At 39.8% G+C, this 16,719-nt stretch carries 19 protein-coding genes and 1 pseudogene; 8 read left to right on the top strand and 12 right to left on the bottom strand.

All coding sequences use genetic code 11. The annotated features are described in order from the left end of the window. Positions 1–126 precede the first annotated feature (126 nt). Entirely contained in the window at positions 127–255 is a 129-nt protein-coding gene (locus FTT72_RS16200; protein ID WP_257233381.1) for a KGW motif small protein, read from the top strand. A gap of 78 nt (positions 256–333) precedes the next feature. Further along, complete coding sequence (locus FTT72_RS00695) at positions 334–789, top strand: hypothetical protein (RefSeq protein ID WP_180007616.1); 456 nt, start codon at positions 334–336, stop codon at positions 787–789. 39 nt (positions 790–828) lie between these two features. On the opposite strand, the gene FTT72_RS00690 is transcribed toward FTT72_RS00695, so the two are convergent. After that, a complete protein-coding gene (locus FTT72_RS00690; protein WP_180177695.1) occupies positions 829–2,571 on the bottom strand; it encodes an FAD-dependent monooxygenase in 1,743 nt (580 codons plus the stop codon). A gap of 156 nt (positions 2,572–2,727) precedes the next feature. Here FTT72_RS00690 and FTT72_RS00685 point away from each other — a divergent pair, with 156 nt between their 5' ends. Then, the gene (locus FTT72_RS00685) at positions 2,728–3,609 is read left to right on the top strand and encodes a LysR family transcriptional regulator (protein ID WP_180063430.1); all 882 of its coding nucleotides are present in this window, start codon (positions 2,728–2,730) and stop codon (positions 3,607–3,609) included. 15 nt (positions 3,610–3,624) lie between these two features. Beyond that, positions 3,625–3,928, top strand: a pseudogene (locus FTT72_RS00680) (NGG1p interacting factor NIF3). Between the two features lie 174 nt (positions 3,929–4,102). Here FTT72_RS00680 and FTT72_RS00675 read toward each other — a convergent pair. Next, positions 4,103–4,876: a nitroreductase family protein gene (locus FTT72_RS00675; RefSeq protein WP_180109513.1), complete on the bottom strand. Its 774-nt coding sequence runs from the start codon at positions 4,874–4,876 to the stop codon at positions 4,103–4,105. Positions 4,877–4,972: 96 nt separating this feature from the next. Further along, a complete protein-coding gene (locus FTT72_RS00670) occupies positions 4,973–5,773 on the bottom strand; it encodes an enoyl-CoA hydratase-related protein (protein ID WP_180162957.1) in 801 nt (266 codons plus the stop codon). 106 nt (positions 5,774–5,879) lie between these two features. Here FTT72_RS00670 and FTT72_RS00665 point away from each other — a divergent pair, with 106 nt between their 5' ends. Then, entirely contained in the window at positions 5,880–6,449 is a 570-nt protein-coding gene (locus FTT72_RS00665) for a nicotinate-nicotinamide nucleotide adenylyltransferase (RefSeq protein WP_180177694.1), read from the top strand. A gap of 87 nt (positions 6,450–6,536) precedes the next feature. Continuing rightward, positions 6,537–7,103 carry a YceI family protein gene (locus tag FTT72_RS00660; protein WP_180003275.1) on the top strand — a complete coding sequence of 189 codons (567 nt, stop codon included), beginning with the start codon at positions 6,537–6,539 and terminating at the stop codon, positions 7,101–7,103. Between the two features lie 17 nt (positions 7,104–7,120). On the opposite strand, the gene FTT72_RS00655 is transcribed toward FTT72_RS00660, so the two are convergent. Beyond that, positions 7,121–8,008 carry a LysR family transcriptional regulator ArgP gene (locus FTT72_RS00655; protein ID WP_180026887.1) on the bottom strand — a complete coding sequence of 296 codons (888 nt, stop codon included), beginning with the start codon at positions 8,006–8,008 and terminating at the stop codon, positions 7,121–7,123. 138 nt (positions 8,009–8,146) lie between these two features. Between FTT72_RS00655 and FTT72_RS00650 the strand changes: the two genes are divergently transcribed. Continuing rightward, on the top strand, positions 8,147–8,746 hold the full coding sequence (locus FTT72_RS00650) for a LysE/ArgO family amino acid transporter (RefSeq protein WP_180177693.1): 600 nt from the start codon (positions 8,147–8,149) through the stop codon (positions 8,744–8,746). Positions 8,747–8,805: 59 nt separating this feature from the next. Here the strand turns inward: FTT72_RS00650 and FTT72_RS00645 are convergent, their stop codons facing one another. From FTT72_RS00645 to dapD, 5 genes are all read right to left on the bottom strand, one after another. After that, complete coding sequence (locus tag FTT72_RS00645) at positions 8,806–9,264, bottom strand: peroxiredoxin (RefSeq protein WP_111883962.1); 459 nt, start codon at positions 9,262–9,264, stop codon at positions 8,806–8,808. A gap of 134 nt (positions 9,265–9,398) precedes the next feature. Continuing rightward, positions 9,399–9,806, bottom strand: a complete 408-nt coding sequence (locus FTT72_RS00640) for a hypothetical protein (RefSeq protein WP_078192024.1) — start codon at positions 9,804–9,806, stop codon at positions 9,399–9,401. A 13-nt stretch (positions 9,807–9,819) separates the two neighbouring features. Beyond that, a complete protein-coding gene (gene queC, locus FTT72_RS00635; RefSeq protein ID WP_180022497.1) occupies positions 9,820–10,491 on the bottom strand; it encodes a 7-cyano-7-deazaguanine synthase QueC in 672 nt (223 codons plus the stop codon). Between the two features lie 29 nt (positions 10,492–10,520). Continuing rightward, positions 10,521–11,231, bottom strand: coding sequence for a 7-carboxy-7-deazaguanine synthase QueE (gene queE / locus FTT72_RS00630; RefSeq protein WP_180177692.1), 711 nt, complete (start codon positions 11,229–11,231; stop codon positions 10,521–10,523). Between the two features lie 113 nt (positions 11,232–11,344). Next, complete coding sequence (dapD, locus tag FTT72_RS00625; protein ID WP_078192022.1) at positions 11,345–12,166, bottom strand: 2,3,4,5-tetrahydropyridine-2,6-dicarboxylate N-succinyltransferase; 822 nt, start codon at positions 12,164–12,166, stop codon at positions 11,345–11,347. Between the two features lie 374 nt (positions 12,167–12,540). On the opposite strand from dapD, the gene carO reads away from it, so the two are divergent. Continuing rightward, on the top strand, positions 12,541–13,251 hold the full coding sequence (carO, locus tag FTT72_RS00620; protein ID WP_180009952.1) for an ornithine uptake porin CarO: 711 nt from the start codon (positions 12,541–12,543) through the stop codon (positions 13,249–13,251). A 58-nt stretch (positions 13,252–13,309) separates the two neighbouring features. On the opposite strand, the gene FTT72_RS00615 is transcribed toward carO, so the two are convergent. The 3 genes from FTT72_RS00615 to FTT72_RS00605 all read right to left on the bottom strand — a co-directional run bounded on the left by FTT72_RS00615 (position 13,310) and on the right by FTT72_RS00605 (position 16,718). After that, positions 13,310–14,524: an OmpP1/FadL family transporter gene (locus FTT72_RS00615; RefSeq protein ID WP_257233380.1), complete on the bottom strand. Its 1,215-nt coding sequence runs from the start codon at positions 14,522–14,524 to the stop codon at positions 13,310–13,312. Between the two features lie 153 nt (positions 14,525–14,677). Continuing rightward, on the bottom strand, positions 14,678–15,601 hold the full coding sequence (locus tag FTT72_RS00610; RefSeq protein ID WP_180022494.1) for a CysB family HTH-type transcriptional regulator: 924 nt from the start codon (positions 15,599–15,601) through the stop codon (positions 14,678–14,680). A 55-nt stretch (positions 15,602–15,656) separates the two neighbouring features. Then, positions 15,657–16,718: a sulfate/molybdate ABC transporter ATP-binding protein gene (locus tag FTT72_RS00605; RefSeq protein ID WP_180177691.1), complete on the bottom strand. Its 1,062-nt coding sequence runs from the start codon at positions 16,716–16,718 to the stop codon at positions 15,657–15,659. Position 16,719 lies beyond the last annotated feature (1 nt).

Raw genomic sequence — 16,719 nt, 5'->3', positions numbered from 1 at the left:
ATATTTGTGGAATCATGCTAGTGTGTATTTTATGCACAATAACTATGCAAGATAAAAGATAGCAAGATAAAAGAAAGATGGATAACTAAACGAGTTCAGTATCAACACTCATGATGAGGTGATGACATGATTAAAACAGTGGAATATTCGGCAGTGGATAAGTCTGCGCTACGTAAAAAGGGCTGGAAGCTTTTTGGTGCAGTCGTGTGTTTGCAGTTGGTGTTTTTAGTTTTGGGTTATGTTTTACAGATGTAATATTTGAACAATTGAAACCGCCGTGAGGCGGTTTTTTATGTAAACTAATGCATAATTAAAAAACTGCAAAAATTAATAATGAGCTTTAAACAATTTGTATTATTAAAAGATATAAAAATATTTTTACTTTTAGGCTTTATGTTTCCGTCAACATTGTTAAGTGGGTGCTTTCCTATTTTAAAAACGAAGCATCCGAAAATTAATATAACTGTTATCAATGAGCAAAATGAAAAGTTGGACGATGCAGAAGTATTTTTAAATCTTACAACATGGCAAGGCAAGTCTTTTACTGAATCTACATTAAAAAAAACACAGGACGGAATTGCTACATTTTCTGCAGAGAAAAGTTTGCAATTTATTCATATATTTCCAGCAAAATATAGTTGGTCGATTTGCGTTTATAAAAATGGATATAGTCAAAATAGTTTTGTGCCAAAAAGTTCAAATAATCGAACACAAAATTTAGTATTGTTGTTAGATAAAGCTGAATTAGGTGTAGAAAAAAAACAACATTGTTGGAAAGAAAAATCCTAAAATATTGAATTAATAAAACCACCCGAAGGTGGTTTTTGATTAAATAGCCAATTGGATCTGCTTTAACACCGCCTTCAACGTATTTTCATAATCAAAAGCAGCATTAGTACTGTCTTGGTATCGCCAAGCGACATAACCATCTGGACGAACTAAGACAGCGCCTGATTCATGGATTTCAGATTTCGCATTCCATGTCCCATAAACGTCACGATATTCACGTGATCCAATTTGAATCACATCTAAATAAGGTAGATTCAACGATTCAGCAGCAGATTTCCAACCTTTGCCTGAAAGACCTGTCAGTAGGGTGAAACGACCATGCCCTGTAATATCTAACGTTGATTGCTTATCGCCTTTGGCATCAATAATCCAAGTATGTGGAACTTTAGCCCCCGGACGCGTGGTTGCTTGCAAGTAAAGCTGTTGATCTTTGGCAAAGATCTCAGGTTCAGATTCAGCAATCATGGCATTGGATGTATAGCGCTGATTCAACTCTACACCTTGGGCATTAAACTCAAAGTTTTTAATTTCTAAGGCTTGATATAGCTTTTGACGAATTTCTGCAGCTTGTTCATCTTCCGCAAAAATACGTTGCATCATTTGAGCTTGAGTTGTGATGCCTTGGTCAAAGCCAAATACCTCTTTGAGATGCTTATAGTCAAAGCGAGATTGATTGGCACGCGCCACGATTTGCTTGCCGACAGGCGCACGCTCAGTGGTATAAGATTCAAGTAGAGCTGGAGCAGCCCAACCTTTGATGGCATACGCCAATTTCCAACCGAGGTTAAAGGCATCTTGCATACAGGTATTTGAACCTAAGCCACTTGATGGTGGATGACGATGCACCGCATCACCACCGCAGAATACACGACCTTTTGAATATTCAGTTGCCCATGTTTGGTTCACATACCAATAAGATAGTTTTTGAATCTCGACATTTTCAATTTCAGCACCGACAAAGGCATTTAAACGACCACGCACTTGCTCTTCGGTGACTTGTGGTTCACCTTTGGAAATATCAAAGCCCCAACCCATAATCCATTCATTCCACGGTGTAATGGCACGGAGTAAGCCCATGCCCAGATCACCAAAGCTCGCTTCAGGATTGACAATCCATTGCAAAATGGCAGGGCGGTGTTGCACATATTTGGAAAGATCAGCTTTAAACGTGACATAGACTGTACCTGCGCGAGACATCACCCCTTCCAGGGGTAAATCAAGCTGTTCAAGGACTTTGGATTTTGCCCCATCCATACCGACCAAATATTTGGCACGTAAGCTGAATTCAGTATTTGTAATACGATTTAAAAAGGTTGCTGTTACACCATGCTCATCTTGCACATGGGACAAATATTCAGTATTAAAATTATAAATTGCACCACGTTCAGCCGCATTTTTTACCAACAAAGCTTCCATTTTCGGCTGAATGAGATCGACCAATGGACAAGGACTGCCTTTAATATAATCGCCATGACGTTCATCACCGGTTCCCCAAGCACTCATACGGGCAATTTCTTCACCGACAAGGCTCGTGGTAATGAGGCTTTCACCCATCTGTTCCAAAGGCGTTGCAATTTTTTTGACCTGTTCTTCGATACCTAAGTCACGCAACACTTCCATCGCACGTTGGTTGGTAATATGGGCACGCGGACTATTGGCTAACCAATTAAATTGGGTAAAAAGCTGAACCTGTATGCCGTAATTTGCCAAGGCCAAACCTAAAGTAGAACCTGCAGGCCCTGTGCCAATAATCAGAACATCGGTATCGAATTGCTGTGTCATACAAAACTCCATGTGTATGTGAAGCGCAAACTTGGAATAGTCCGAAGTCTAGGCAAATGATTTTCCGAGTAGAATGGATATTCATATAAACTATAGATCTATTGGTATTTTGACTGCATGACACGGGTGATGTAGTAAGTATGTGGAGTGAAGCGAATGGAATTACGACATTTACGTTATTTTGTGACGGTGGCGAAAGAACAGAGCTTTACCAAGGCAGCGGAAAAACTATTTACAGCACAACCATCGCTTAGTCAGCAAATTAAAGACTTAGAGCAAGAGGTTGGGGTGCAATTATTTGAACGTTCTGCTCGCAAAGTTTTACTGACCGATGAAGGGCAGGCTTTTCTGAAATATTCCGAGCAAGCACTAGAAAATGCCAAACAAGCTGTAGCTGCAGCTCGCCACGTGGCGCAAGCCAAAAATAATCAAATACATATTGGCTTTTTAAATGTCGCAGAATTGAAAATTATGCCGAGTATTTTGGCGCAATTAAAACAACATATCCCTGATTTAAAAATTCATTTACATAGCTTGACGTGTACAGAGCAAATCCAAAAACTTAAAAATACCGAATTGGATATTAGCTTTACTCGTCATCACTTAATTCATGACGACTTCACCAATATTCAGGTTTTAAGTGAGCAGATTTATCTAGTCGGTGCAGCGCATTTGCATCCATCAGATCGCATCTTAAAACTTCAAGAGTTAAAAAATCACACCATTATTATGTGTGAACAAAATGCTTCTCCTGTGTTTTACGATACCTTAAATGCCTTGATTCCTTTTGATCAGCAACAACATGATCACATGCTGTGGGTGACCAATGTCATGCAGCATTTAAATTTGATTAATATGGGTATGGGGCTGAGTTTTGTGCCCGAATATTTACTGAAGTTTTTAAATGATTCGGTCAAAGTCATTCAAACAGATATGGAATTACCGAAACTAGGTTTATATGCTACCTATCCGCATGCATCGAATAATACGGCATTGAAAATGATTTGCAGTGCTTTAAATGATGTGACTGCACAATAGCGTCTGGAATAGTCAATGTTAAAACTAATTTATTATGTACCTGAGTCTCACCTAGAGTCGACTAAACTGGCTGTTTTTGAAGCTGGAGCAGGCGGTATAGGCAACTATGAAGGTGTTAGGTACAGGGCAATTTAAACCTGTAAAAGGCGCAAATCCTTTTATTGGTGAGTTGGATCAGCTGGAGTCTATCCCTGAATGGCGAGTGGAAACCATCGTGCCTGAAGAGAAGGCGAGTGAGGTCGCAAGGTCTTTAAAAGTAAGTCATCCTTATGAAGAGCCGGCATTTGAGTTTATTCAAATGGTGGATGTAAGTTTTTAATTCATAATGAAAGTTCCCTCTCCTTTTAAAGGAGAGGGTTAGGGAGAGGATTTATCAGATTATGCCCCTCATCTTCTTACGAAGAATGCTCCTCTTCCCGAAGGGAGACGGGACTTACCTAATATTTAAAGTTATGCAGTCAATTGCGGTTGTGACTATTCTTTTGAAAGCAAATTATATCTTCTGAATAAACAGCTCACGGTCAAAACGATACTGCGGGAAGAATACACCATCTTTAGCACGTTCACCTGCACCAATCACCATCACTGGGTATTGCTGAGCATTTAATCTTAAAATCTTCTTCACCAAAGGTTCATCAAAACCTTCCATCATACAACTGTCAAAACCATAGGCACGTAAAGCCAAAACTAAGTTTTCACAAGCCAATGCTGTGGTTTTGCTCGCCCAAAGTTTTGCATCTGCTTCATTAAATGCTGTTACAGGCAATTGTTTATCCAGTGTACGTGCAACTTTGAAAGCAACTTTCTTAAAGTTACCTAGGGCGTTGAAGTAGCCTGTCTTATAGTTATAAGGAATGAACTTGTAATACTTCTGCACAGCTGCAGGTGCTTCAGGGAATGGAAATTCGGAAATATTACGTTTAGCCATTTCATCTACACGGTCGGTACGCGCGACACAGACAATCAATTCAGCAGCAGTTTTTGCAGCTAGTTGCCCTAGGCAAGCTTTCACTAATTGTTTTTTCTTTGTAGGGTTTTGAACGACGTAGAATGTCCACGGTTGTAAATTCGATGAATTGGGTGCAAGTAAGGCGAGGTCTAAGCATTCATCTAAAACATCGTTTGGAATGGCCTTGTCGGTAAACTTACGTACAGAACGACGGCTTTGTACAATTTTTTTAAAATTCTCGATATCGATGCCTTCAGGCGCAGGCTCGTAGTAGCGTTTCTTTTCAGGTTTAGTTTCAGTTTGTGATGCTGCAGTCATGTGGAAACATCCAGTTTTTAAATTTAGAAAATAGATTGGGGCTAAGATGAAAAAAACCACCCAAATATGAGTGGTTTTTTACGTTCCATTAAAACATTAATTGAACTGAGAGAAGTCAGGTTTGCGTTTTTGCATAAAGGCTGCAACAGCTTCCATCATTTCTGGAGAACCTACTCGATCCATGAAAATCTCAGCTTCATGGTCAATCCATGCCACGATTTCATCTACATTATGTTTCATTAATGCTTTTGATTGAACCAAAGACGCTAGTGGAAGTGCAGATAACTGTGCTGCTTTTTTCGCAGCTGTCGCATAAGCATCTTCTTCAATGCTATTGACCAAATTTGCTGAAAGCGCTGTCGCACTATCAAACTTCTGAGCAGTTAACAGTAATTCCGCCGCTTTATGGTAGCCGGCTTGTTGAACCAATAGCTTGCTCGATGCACCTTCAGGCGATAGACCAAGGCTCACAAACGGAATTTGGAATAGGGCAGTATTGTCGCTGTAGACTAGATCGCAATGAAGCAGAATCGTAACACCAATCCCAATGGCAACACCGCGAACCGCAGCGATCAGCGGCTTAGAAAATTGAGCAGCAGATTTTAATAAAATAAAAGGTGCGCCTTCTGCAGCTGGAGCTTGTCCTTTTTGAGCAGCAGATTTCATAAAATCTTGCATGTCATTGCCCGCACTGAAGTCCGCATCTTGACCACGGAGTACAACTACACGCACTGAAGAATCCTGATCAGCTTCATCTAATGCTTTGGCAATCCACAGATATAATTCTGTATACAGCGCGTTCTTCGCCTGAGGTCGGTTAATGGCTAAGGTCAGTACGCCATTGTCCAAATTCGCATTCAAATGTTCATGGGGTTGTTGAATACAGCTCAGTGTCATCGTACTATCCTTGCGTAAAAGTTTCGTTTTGATTTTATGCTCGACATTATGTCGCATATTTCAGCCTGTGGCACAACTGCTCAGTTCATAAAAAGTTTGATTTGATATGAAATATACATTTGATTATTTGGTTTTCATTGGGCGTTTTCAGCCGTTCCATTTAGCGCATTTGCAAACCATTAAAATTGCCTTACAACAAAGTCAATATGTGCTTTTAGCACTGGGTTCGGCGCAAAATGAACGTAATATCAAAAATCCATTTTTGGCCGTAGAACGTGAGCAGATGATCCTGTCGAATTTTTCAGAGCAAGATCAGAAGCGAATTAAGTTTGTGCATGTGATTGATGTATATAACGATGAAAAATGGCAAAAGTTAGTCAAATCTTTAGTAAGTGACGTGGTTGAAACGAATGCAAAAGTCGGTTTGATCGGGCATTTTAAAGATGATTCTTCTTATTATTTAAAATTCTTCCCCGAATGGGAAATGGTTGAGTTGGATAGTCTAGAAGGAGCCATTTCAGCGACACCGGTACGTGAAGCGTATTATCGTGGTGAAATTCAGCATGATGCTTTTCCTCAAGGTACCGTCGATTTTTTGCAAAAATTTCAACAGACAGACATTTATAAACAACTTCAACACAAATTTATGACTCAGGATAAAACAAATCTGCTATAAAAAAACGCTAAAATTTCTAGCACTACAATGGAGCAAAAAAATAAACATTGTAGTGATTTTAGGCTGTGTTTTATTCAGGAGAAAAACATGAATTTGCGTCACGGAACCTTAGCAAAATATATGGGAGCCTTCGCTTTATGCTGCGTATTGCCCCTACATGCTGCTGAGTGGACGCTAACGCCTAATAGTCAGGTCACTTTTGGCATTAAATCTGTGGGGCTGTCTATTGTAGAAGGGCGCTTTAATAAGGTTCAGTCGAACCTTAAGTTTGATCCTGAAATTCCACATAAAGGTTCAGCGCATTTACTGTTAGATGTAGATAGCATTAGTTTTAGTAACCCAAGCTTAAAGGGATTAATCTTGGGAAGTGAATATTTTGATGCCGCTGAATTTAAGCAAGTGAAGTTTGTCAGTAAACAAATCGAACCAGTGGCATATGCGAAGTATATGATTCGAGGGGATCTCACCATTCGTGGTATCACTAAACCTGTGATCTTCGATACCACACTCACCCCAAATCCGCAAAATCCAAAAGTGTTGGATGTTCAATCTTTAGCAACCATTAAGCGTAGTGATTTTGGTATGCGTAAAGCACTGGGTGGTGTTGGTGAGCAAGTATTGATACAGCTCAAAGGCCAATGGCGGCTTGAATAACCGCAGTCTTACAGGGTTTAACACATATGATCTTTGGCATGTTGCAGCACAACAGCAGTCAATTTTTGTAATTGAACAGATTGTTGGTTCCAGTGATGCCAATACAAGGCTAAATCAATACTGAGTTCTGTTGAAAGCTCTATCAATTTTCCCTCTGCCAATAAGTCTTTGCTTTGATAGTCGGGTAACCATCCATAGCCCAAGCCCATCGTAATGGCATCAAAAAATGCCGTTGAAGAGGGAATGAAATGATGTGGATATTGTGAAGGATTGAGTCCGAAATTTTTCTGAATCGATTGCGTATGTAGGTCATCTTTCTCATTAAAAATCAGTGCAGGCGCAGCCCTTAACGCATTTCGCGTCACGCCTTGACCGAACCATCTTTGTATAAAATCAGGGGTTGCTACAAAGCGATAATGCATTTCACCCAGATATTCTGCGACGCAGCCTTTCATGGCTTCTGATTCTGTTGTAACACAGGCATTGACTAGTCCTGCTTCTAATAAATGATGTGTTTGTGACTGATCATCGACCTGAAAATGAATCACGATTTTTTCTTCAATTAAGAGATCTTTGAGTAGCGGAAGCAGCCATGTCGCAAGTGAGTCAGCATTGGTTGCAATATTGACTTGATAAAACGCATTCGCCGTTTGTCCTGTTAGATTTTGCAGAAAATTATGTTCTAGTAATTTGCTGTGTTGTAGATAATGCAATAAAGATTGGCCCGCAAGCGTTGGGCGGCAGGGTCGTTCACGTACAATGAGCACATGACCTAATTTCTTTTCTAAGGTTTGTAACCTGAGCGTGACCGCAGATGCCGTAATGTTTAAACGCAGTGCTGCTTGTTCAAAGCTTCCTGTTTCTGCAACCGCAAGAAATGCTTCACTATGTTTGCTTTGTAACATGAGTCACCTATGAGCATTAGAAATTCTATAAACTAAGAAAAACTTAGTTATATTGATATTTATTTATAAATACTTATTTTTAGCAATAAGCTTGGATAATAGCAAGATTCATTTAAAGCTTTGAAAGTGTAGTTAAAAATGTTGCACAGTTATATGCAAGGGCTCGCAATTGGATTTAGCCTAATTATCGCGATTGGTGCGCAAAATGCGTTTATTCTCAAGCAAGGGTTAAAAAAGCAGTATGTCTTTTGGCTTTGCGCTATTTGTGCTGCTTCTGATTCGATACTCATCTTACTAGGTGTGCTCGGATTCTCTCAATTGGTTGAAAGTCATCCGGAAATTGTGAGTGGAGCGAAATATTTGGGCGCAACGTTTTTAGCAGTTTATGGAGCACAGCATTTTCTGCAAGCCTTTAAAACTTCGAGCAGTTTAGCGCCCAGTGAGAAGAATGAAACAAAATTATTGAAGTTGGTACTGATTTGCTTGGCTTTAACATGGTTAAATCCACATGTATATCTCGATACGGTTGTGCTGATTGGGTCTATTTCCACGAAGTTTGAATCGACAGCAGTATATTTTGCGATTGGGGCAATTACAGCTTCATGGGTATTTTTCTTTGTCCTCGGATTTGGCGCGCGCTATTTATTACCGCTCTTCCAAAGTGCAAAGGCATGGAAAGTTTTAGACTTTATTATTGGCGTTGTGATGTGGGGAATTGCAATTTCATTATTGCGCTAGTTAGAAGCTCTTATTAAGTTTGAGCCCATTCCTATAGGAGCAGGCTCAAATCATTACTTTTATGCTGCTTGTAATGCTTTTAAATCTTCTAGGACTTGTTCTGCATGGCCTGCGGCTTTGACTTTACGATATTCTTTCACCAGCTTGCCATGATGGAAAATAAAGGTTGAGCGTTCGATGCCCATAACCTTTTTGCCATACATATTTTTTTCTTTAATTACATCGAAATGCTGACATAGCACTTCTTCTTTATCACTGATTAAATCAATGCTTAGATTTTGCTTTTCAGTGAAGTTTTGATGGGCTTTAACCGAGTCACGAGAAATGCCGTAGATTGGTGTATTAAGCGCATCAAACTGATCTTTTAAGCATGAAAACCCAATGGCTTGCGTCGTACATCCCGGTGTTGAATCTTTAGGGTAGAAGTAAACGATCAGCCAATCATTGTTTAGTTCTGCAAGGTTGACTTCACCTGAGGTAGTTGGAAAGGTTTGATTTGGTAAGCTAATTTCAGTCATGAAGATTTCCTTTTTCGTGTCTTATCCCTAAAGGGGCTTAAACAAAGTATGTGAAATATGACCATCATACAGAATTTACTTTGAACTTAAAGCAATAAAAAAGCCTGCATTTGCAGGCTTTTTTAAAACGAAAATTATTTTTTCGCTTGAGCAGATTTCATTGCTTCTTCAGTTAAATTTTTTAATTTACCTGTTAACTGAGGACCGAAACATGCTTGAAGGTCTTTATTTTGTTTTTGAACAAAAGCGAGTGTTGCAGGGCTTTTCTTCTGGTTGATTGTGCTTTGGATTTCCCATTTTTGAGCATTGGTTAAACGACCATCTGCTTCAACAGCACAAGTACAGTATTTGCTAACTTCAGCGGCAGTTAGTTTTTTACCTTTGCCAGTTTCTTCTTTACAAACATTAATTAACGAAGATTTTACGTTAGTGCTCTTATATGCTTGTTGAAGCTTGTCGTTGTCAGCGTGTGCAACTGAAGCAAACAATGCAGCTGCAGAGAAAGCAGCAGAAAGAATAATGTTTGATTTTAAATTTTTCATAAACCCTACCTTGTTATTTCGGTATGTAACGTGTCGGATCTTCAACACCTGCGTCAACGAAACCTTGTTTACGAAGACGGCAGCTATCGCATTTACCGCAAGCACGACCTTGGTCATCTGCTTGATAGCAAGACACCGTTTGACTGTAGTCTACGCCATGTTCTATACCTAAGCGAATGATATTTGCTTTGGATAAATGTAACAGAGGTGTTTCAAATTTAAGTGGTTTTCCTTCAACGCCAACTTTAGTTGCAAGGCGAGCCATGTTGGCAAAGGCTTCGATAAACTCTGGACGGCAGTCTGGATAGCCTGAGTAATCAACCGCATTAATACCAATGACAATTGCTTCTGCACCAAAAACTTCCGCCGCAGCTAAAGCATATGACAAGAAAATCGTGTTACGCGCTGGTACATAAGTTACAGGAATACCGGCTTGTTCATGATCAGGAACTTCAATGCTATGGTCCGTTAACGCAGAGCCACCTAAGTTACCTAAATCGATATTAATGACACGATGTTCTACACCAGCCTGCTCAGTTAACTCACGAGCAGCATCCAGTTCTGTCGTAGAACGTTGACCATACATAAAACTTAAGGCAATACATTCATAACGTGCTTGAGCCCAAGCTAAACAAGTGGTTGAGTCTAAGCCGCCAGACAATAAAACTATGGCACGAGGGCGCATATGCATTACTCCAAATAATTCTTTAAAACTTAACGACCAGTTTCATCGTTCCAAAGCAATTTATGTAATTGCAATTGGAAGCGAACAGGGAGATGGTCTTCTAAAATCCATTGTGCTAAATCACGTGCAAGCTGAGGCAAACGAACAGCACCTTTTTCAATGGCAAAGGCCGGAGAGAACCAAATGGTGTTGACTTTTTCGTTTAGCTTATAGCGCTCAACTTGCTGTTTTGACCATTCATAGTCTTCACGATTACAAATCACAAATTTGATTTGATCATGTGGCGTTAAATGGTCGAAGTTGCTAAGCAAGTTTCGTGCAACTTCACCCGATGTTGGGGTTTTTAAATCCATAACTTTTGAAACACGTGGGTCAACTTTAGACACATCTAAAGCACCACTGGTTTCTAAAGAGACTTCGCAGCCTAAATCGGCCAGACGAGTCATGAGGGGAAGGGCGTTCGGTTGAGCAAGTGGCTCACCACCCGTCACGCAAATATAAGGAGTTTTAAAATCTAAAGTGGTTTGAATAATTTCTTCTAATGATTGGCGTTCACCGCCTTCAAACGAATAGGTTGTATCACAATAAGTGCAACGTAAGGGACAGCCCGTCAAGCGGATAAAGACCGTAGGCAAACCTGCGGTATTGGCTTCACCTTGCAATGAATAAAAAATCTCCGTAATACGTAAACCCGCAGACGGATCAGAAACAGGAATAGCGGAAGATCGAAGGGTACTCATAACAAAATTAACCAGATATAAAAAAACAAAAAATCTCTACGATCATTGCTAACCGTAGAGACGAGGAGCGATAGAGGCTCCACGGAACACGAATGCTCCGCTGAAATAAAGACTTAGTCTTCGCGTAATAATTCGTTCAAGCTTGTTTTTGCACGAGTTTTCGCGTCAACTTTTTTCACGATTACTGCAGCGTATAGGCTGTATTTACCACATTTAGACGGCAAGCTGCCAGAAACAACAACAGAACCTGCAGGAACACGGCCGTAATGGATTTCGCCAGTTTCACGGTCATAAATCTTAGTTGATTGACCAATGAATACGCCCATTGAAATCACAGAACCTTCTTCTACGATCACACCTTCAACGATCTCAGAACGTGCGCCGATAAAGCAGTTGTCTTCAATGATTGTTGGGTTCGCTTGAAGTGGTTCAAGAACGCCACCAATACCAACGCCACCTGATAAGTGAACGTTTTTACCAATTTGTGCACATGAACCAACAGTTGCCCATGTATCAACCATTGTACCTTCGTCAACATATGCACCAATATTGACATATGAAGGCATCAATACAACATTTTTCGCTTGGAAAGAACCTTTACGTGCTACAGCAGGTGGTACTACACGTACACCAGCAGCTTTAAATTGTTCTTCAGTCCAGTCAGAGAACTTAGTGTCAACTTTGTCATAGAAGCGTAAGTCACAAGCTTCCATTGGTTTGTTGTCGTTCAATTTGAATGAAAGCAAAACGGCTTTTTTCACCCATTGATGAACAATCCATTCACCATCAATTTTTTCAGCAACACGTAATGTACCGTTATCTAGGCCAGCGATCACTTCTTCTACTGCTGTACGTACTTCAGCAGGACAGTCAGCTGCAGTGAAATTAGCACGGTCTTCAAACGCTTGTTCAATGATTGTTGAAAGCTGAGACATGTTCTTCCATCCAGAAAAAAATTTTCCAAGATTTTACACTAAATCGAGTCAAAAATAGATGGTAAATCGGCCTAGGATCGGAATTAATTATTAAGCAAGTACTAAAACCAAGAAATTAAGAGTGATGGATGTAGCACTTTCATAAGGTTTGTATAAAAAATACGCAAAATATACAGAATTGTTCTCAAGCATCATTATTATGTTTAAAAAAATGAAACAAAAACTCTTTATTAATCAATATTAAAATCTAAATGTATCAAAAGTTAACAAAAAATCAGTAAATTTGCATAAAAGTTAAGCGGAGTTTCCTTTTAACATGTGCCATATAACAAGTCTGTAAAATCTGAATAAAAGTTTATTTTGAGGAGAAACACATGAAATCATTACGTTTATTAACAGTAGCTGCTCTACTTACTGCTGCAGGTACTGCAATGGCAGATACCTCTGTAGTTCATGATGGCTATGCATTTGATCAAAACCAACTTATCCCAACTGGCGCTCGTCTAGAAGTGGGTACGACTGGTTATGGTGGTGCGTTACTTTGGACTGCGAACCCATACGTCGGCCTTGCTTTAGGTTATAACGGTGGTGATATTTCATGGTCAGATGACTTATCTGTAGATGGCGTAAAATACGACATGGATATGGATAACAAAGTAGCTTACTTAAATGCAGAAGTACGTCCTTGGGGTGCAAGTGCTAATCCATGGGCTCAAGGGCTTTATGTTGCTGCGGGTGTAGGTTATATCGACACTGAATATGGTTTGAAATCTACAGCGAAAAGCGGTGAAATCGAAATCGATGGTAAAGAAACTTCTTTCGATCGTCTAAACGGTAAAGTGTCTTACGATAACGATATCGCACCATACCTAGGTTTTGGTTTTGCACCAAAATTGAATAAAAACTGGGGCGTATTTGGTGAAGTAGGTGCTTATTACACTGGTAACCCAACTGCAAAATTAACGGCTGTTGGTGGTACTGCTGATGACCGCAAATTACTTGCTGATCATGAACGTAGCATCGAACAAGATGACAAATACGAATGGCTTCCAGTAGGTAAAGTAGGTGTGAGCTACCATTGGTAAGTTCTTACTGAAATAAAAAAACGAGCTTCGGCTCGTTTTTTTTGTTTTTAGAAAGCGTTTAAAATCTGTGACCAAATTTCAGACCATAGATCATGGCATCATTGTCTGAGACACTTGCAAGACCTGAAATATGAGATGTTTCAGTATTCGATGGTTTTGAGAGTTTCATATAATACAGGCCAGTCGCTAGAAAATTGTTCGGGTTAAATTTATGCATCATACCTAAACCTAAACCTCGATAGCCATCACTTGGGTTTAAGGTAGACACCGCATTTCCTGTCCCGTTGTCCCAAATAAATTCTGCAGCAGCGAGCCAACTCGGATTAAATTGATGTGCAATCCCCAATTTTCCTGACCATTGATCTTTTTGATATTCCACCAATTGGATATCAGCTAAATCACGGTATTGCGGATCGAGTGCTGCATATTGAAGTACAGCATTAAACTGCGGTGGTTGAATGCTAAAATCTTTCCAATTAATCCAACGAATTGTGCCATATACAACATTATGTGAGCTAACAGCTGTTTGAAATTCAAAATTGACGCTTTGTGGCGTTTGAATGGATGTATGGATGTCAGGGACTAACTGAAAAGGACCATTTGAATACAAAGTCGATTCAGAGGTTTTATTGTCATGTTTGATTTTTGAACGATAGGTTAGGCTAGTTTTAATAGCATATTCAGGAATTTGATAACTGAAACCGAGCAGCCAGCCGATCGCTTCATCTTGTTTTAAATAAACATGATAGCCATTGAGAGCAGCATATTGTTGCCCAGATATTTTTAAATCACCTTTAAATGTTTGTAGGCTTAAACCGCTATAAATATTCCAATTATTATTGGGTTGATAGCCTACCAGTCCAGTTAGGTTATGCGTTCTAAAATTAATATCGGCGCTTTCAATATCGATATTTGAGCTATCTGGTAAGCGAGGACTATATTGATAATTGATATCAGTATGAAAAGGTTGCTCATAAATTACTCCCGCAGAAATATTTTCATGTGGTTGAATTTTAAGTGCAAATTTCCCAGAAAATTGTTGATGAGCGAGATTCCCTGTAGAAAAATCAGTGATGCCCAACTCACTGATTAAACCTTGGTTTTGAACTTTGCCGTCCACTTGAGCATCGACGTAAGCGAAACTGACTTCAGTATAATTTCCGGGTTCAAGAAAGGCCGAGATCGATTGATCTGAGTTTTCTATCCCTGCTGCATACATGATTTGTATGGGACAGACGATACCGACTGCCACTGCGACGAATTGATTTTTCATAAATATGGGTCGGAAGTAATAAGGTTTTAATTTTTATTGTGTTGGATGTATTTTAATCAAAATTAAAAATAAAGCCAAGAAAACTTAGATAAAATATGTGTTTACCAAAAAAAGAGGACAGTAGGTGTCCTCTTTAATTCGTCAATTGGCCTATCATTCTTCTGGGTAAGCGACTTTTTTCAACGCTTTGATGTCAGCATCTGGTGAACATAAAGAAATAAACTCATAGCCATAACCGCGTAGTAAATGTCCTTTGCGAACAGCAATCCAAGTGGTATTAACACCAAAAATATCGGTAGGAATTTGTTTTAAACGGTAATCACGTTCTGGGTCATATGCTACATCGTTGACAATACCCACGCCCATATTAAGTTCAACATAGGTTTTAATAACGTCTGCATCAAGTGCGGACATCACGATATCAACATCAAAGCCTGAATCTTCAAAGGCTTTATCAATTTTTGAACGACCTGTAAAACCACCGTGATAGGTAATAATTGGATAGTTCGACAAATCTTCAATAGTGATATTTGATTTTTGGGTCAGTGGATGCTCTTTAGGCGTGATGATGCTGTGTTGCCAGTTGTAGTAAGGCACGCTTGCCAGGTTATCTTCATTGGTTAATGATTCGGTTGCGATCCCGATATCCGCTTCACCTTGAAGGAGCATTTCTGTAATTTCAACAGGGCTTGCTTGTTGCAAAATTAGATGAACTTTTGGAAATTCTTTTTTAAATTGGTTCACAATCGGCGGCAAGACATAACGTGCTTGCGTATGTGTGGTCGCAATCGTCAATGTCCCTTCATCTACTTTGTTAAAGTCATCTGCCAGACGTTTAATATTGTCAGCATCCACGAGCATGCGTTCAACGATACCCAATAATGACTGGCCTGGTTCGGTTAAACCGAGTAGACGTTTACCTTTACGAATAAACAGCTGTACACCAAGTTCATCTTCTAAATCTTTGATGTGTTTACTCACGCCAGACTGCGAGGTGTAAAGTGCAGCAGATGCTTCTGTTAAATTAAAATTCTGACGTACGGTTTCTCGAATAATTCTTAATTGTTGGAAATTCATAATTTTATTTTACCTTAAAAGCAAGTGGGGCTTGTGAAGGCCCCAACTTATTGTTTTATGCAACTTGGTTTTCAAATAAATGCAAGTTAGTTGCACTTAACCATACCGTTTGATTTGGGCGGAATTGATGTGCTTTCGCTTCATCAGCCGTTAATGAAATTTCGATCAGATTGCCTTGGCGGTCATGCAGTTCAGCAATGACTTTACCTGCAATCCAAAGCTCACGTACAAAAGTCGCTTGGATGGCATTTTCTTGCGGCTGTGCATGAATACGCAGTTCATCCGGACGAGCAAAGGCAATGACATTGCCTTGCGGTGCATTGGCATTTTGTGGCAACAAAATTCGGTCTTCACCAATTTGAAAAAGGCCATTACTATTTTGACCTTCAAAACGGTTGGCTTGACCTAAAAAGTCAAATACAAACGGTGTTGCAGGTTTTTCATAAACTTCACGCGGCGAGCCAATCTGTTCAACGTTGCCTTTGTTCATCACAATGATTTGATCGGCCACTTCAAGCGCTTCTTCTTGGTCATGGGTCACGAAAATAGAGGTGATGTGGAGTTCGTCATGTAAGGTACGTAACCAGCGGCGTAATTCTTTACGAACTTTGGCATCCAATGCACCAAAAGGTTCATCCAGTAATAACACACGCGGTTCAACCGCTAAAGCACGCGCTAAGGCAATACGTTGACGTTGACCACCTGAAAGCTGAGCTGGGTAACGGTCAGCCAAGAAACCAAGCTGAACAAGATCAAGCAAACGAGTAACCCGTTTTTTGATTTCCGCTTCAGATGGACGTGTTGCACGTGGGCGTACGCGTAAACCAAAAGCAATGTTGTCAAATACGGTCATATGGTGGAACAGTGCATAATGCTGGAATACAAAACCAACTTCACGTTCACGGACGTGAACTTTAGTGGCATCTTCACCTTCTAGAATGACTTGACCGCCATCGGCAGATTCAAGACCTGCAATGATACGCAATAGGGTAGTTTTACCACAGCCAGATGGGCCAAGCAGCGCAACGAGCTGACCATCAGGGAAATCTAAAGAGATATTTTTAAGTGCATGGAATGCACCAAAGTGTTTTTCAATATTTTTTACTTGAATACTCATG

Origin of the sequence: Acinetobacter sp. YH01005, from assembly GCF_013420465.1 — a bacterium.
In the GTDB taxonomy this organism is placed as follows: Bacteria; Pseudomonadota; Gammaproteobacteria; order Pseudomonadales; family Moraxellaceae; genus Acinetobacter; species Acinetobacter amyesii.
Note: the sequence above shows the minus strand (reverse complement) of the source record. Positions and strands in the feature narration are given on the sequence as shown.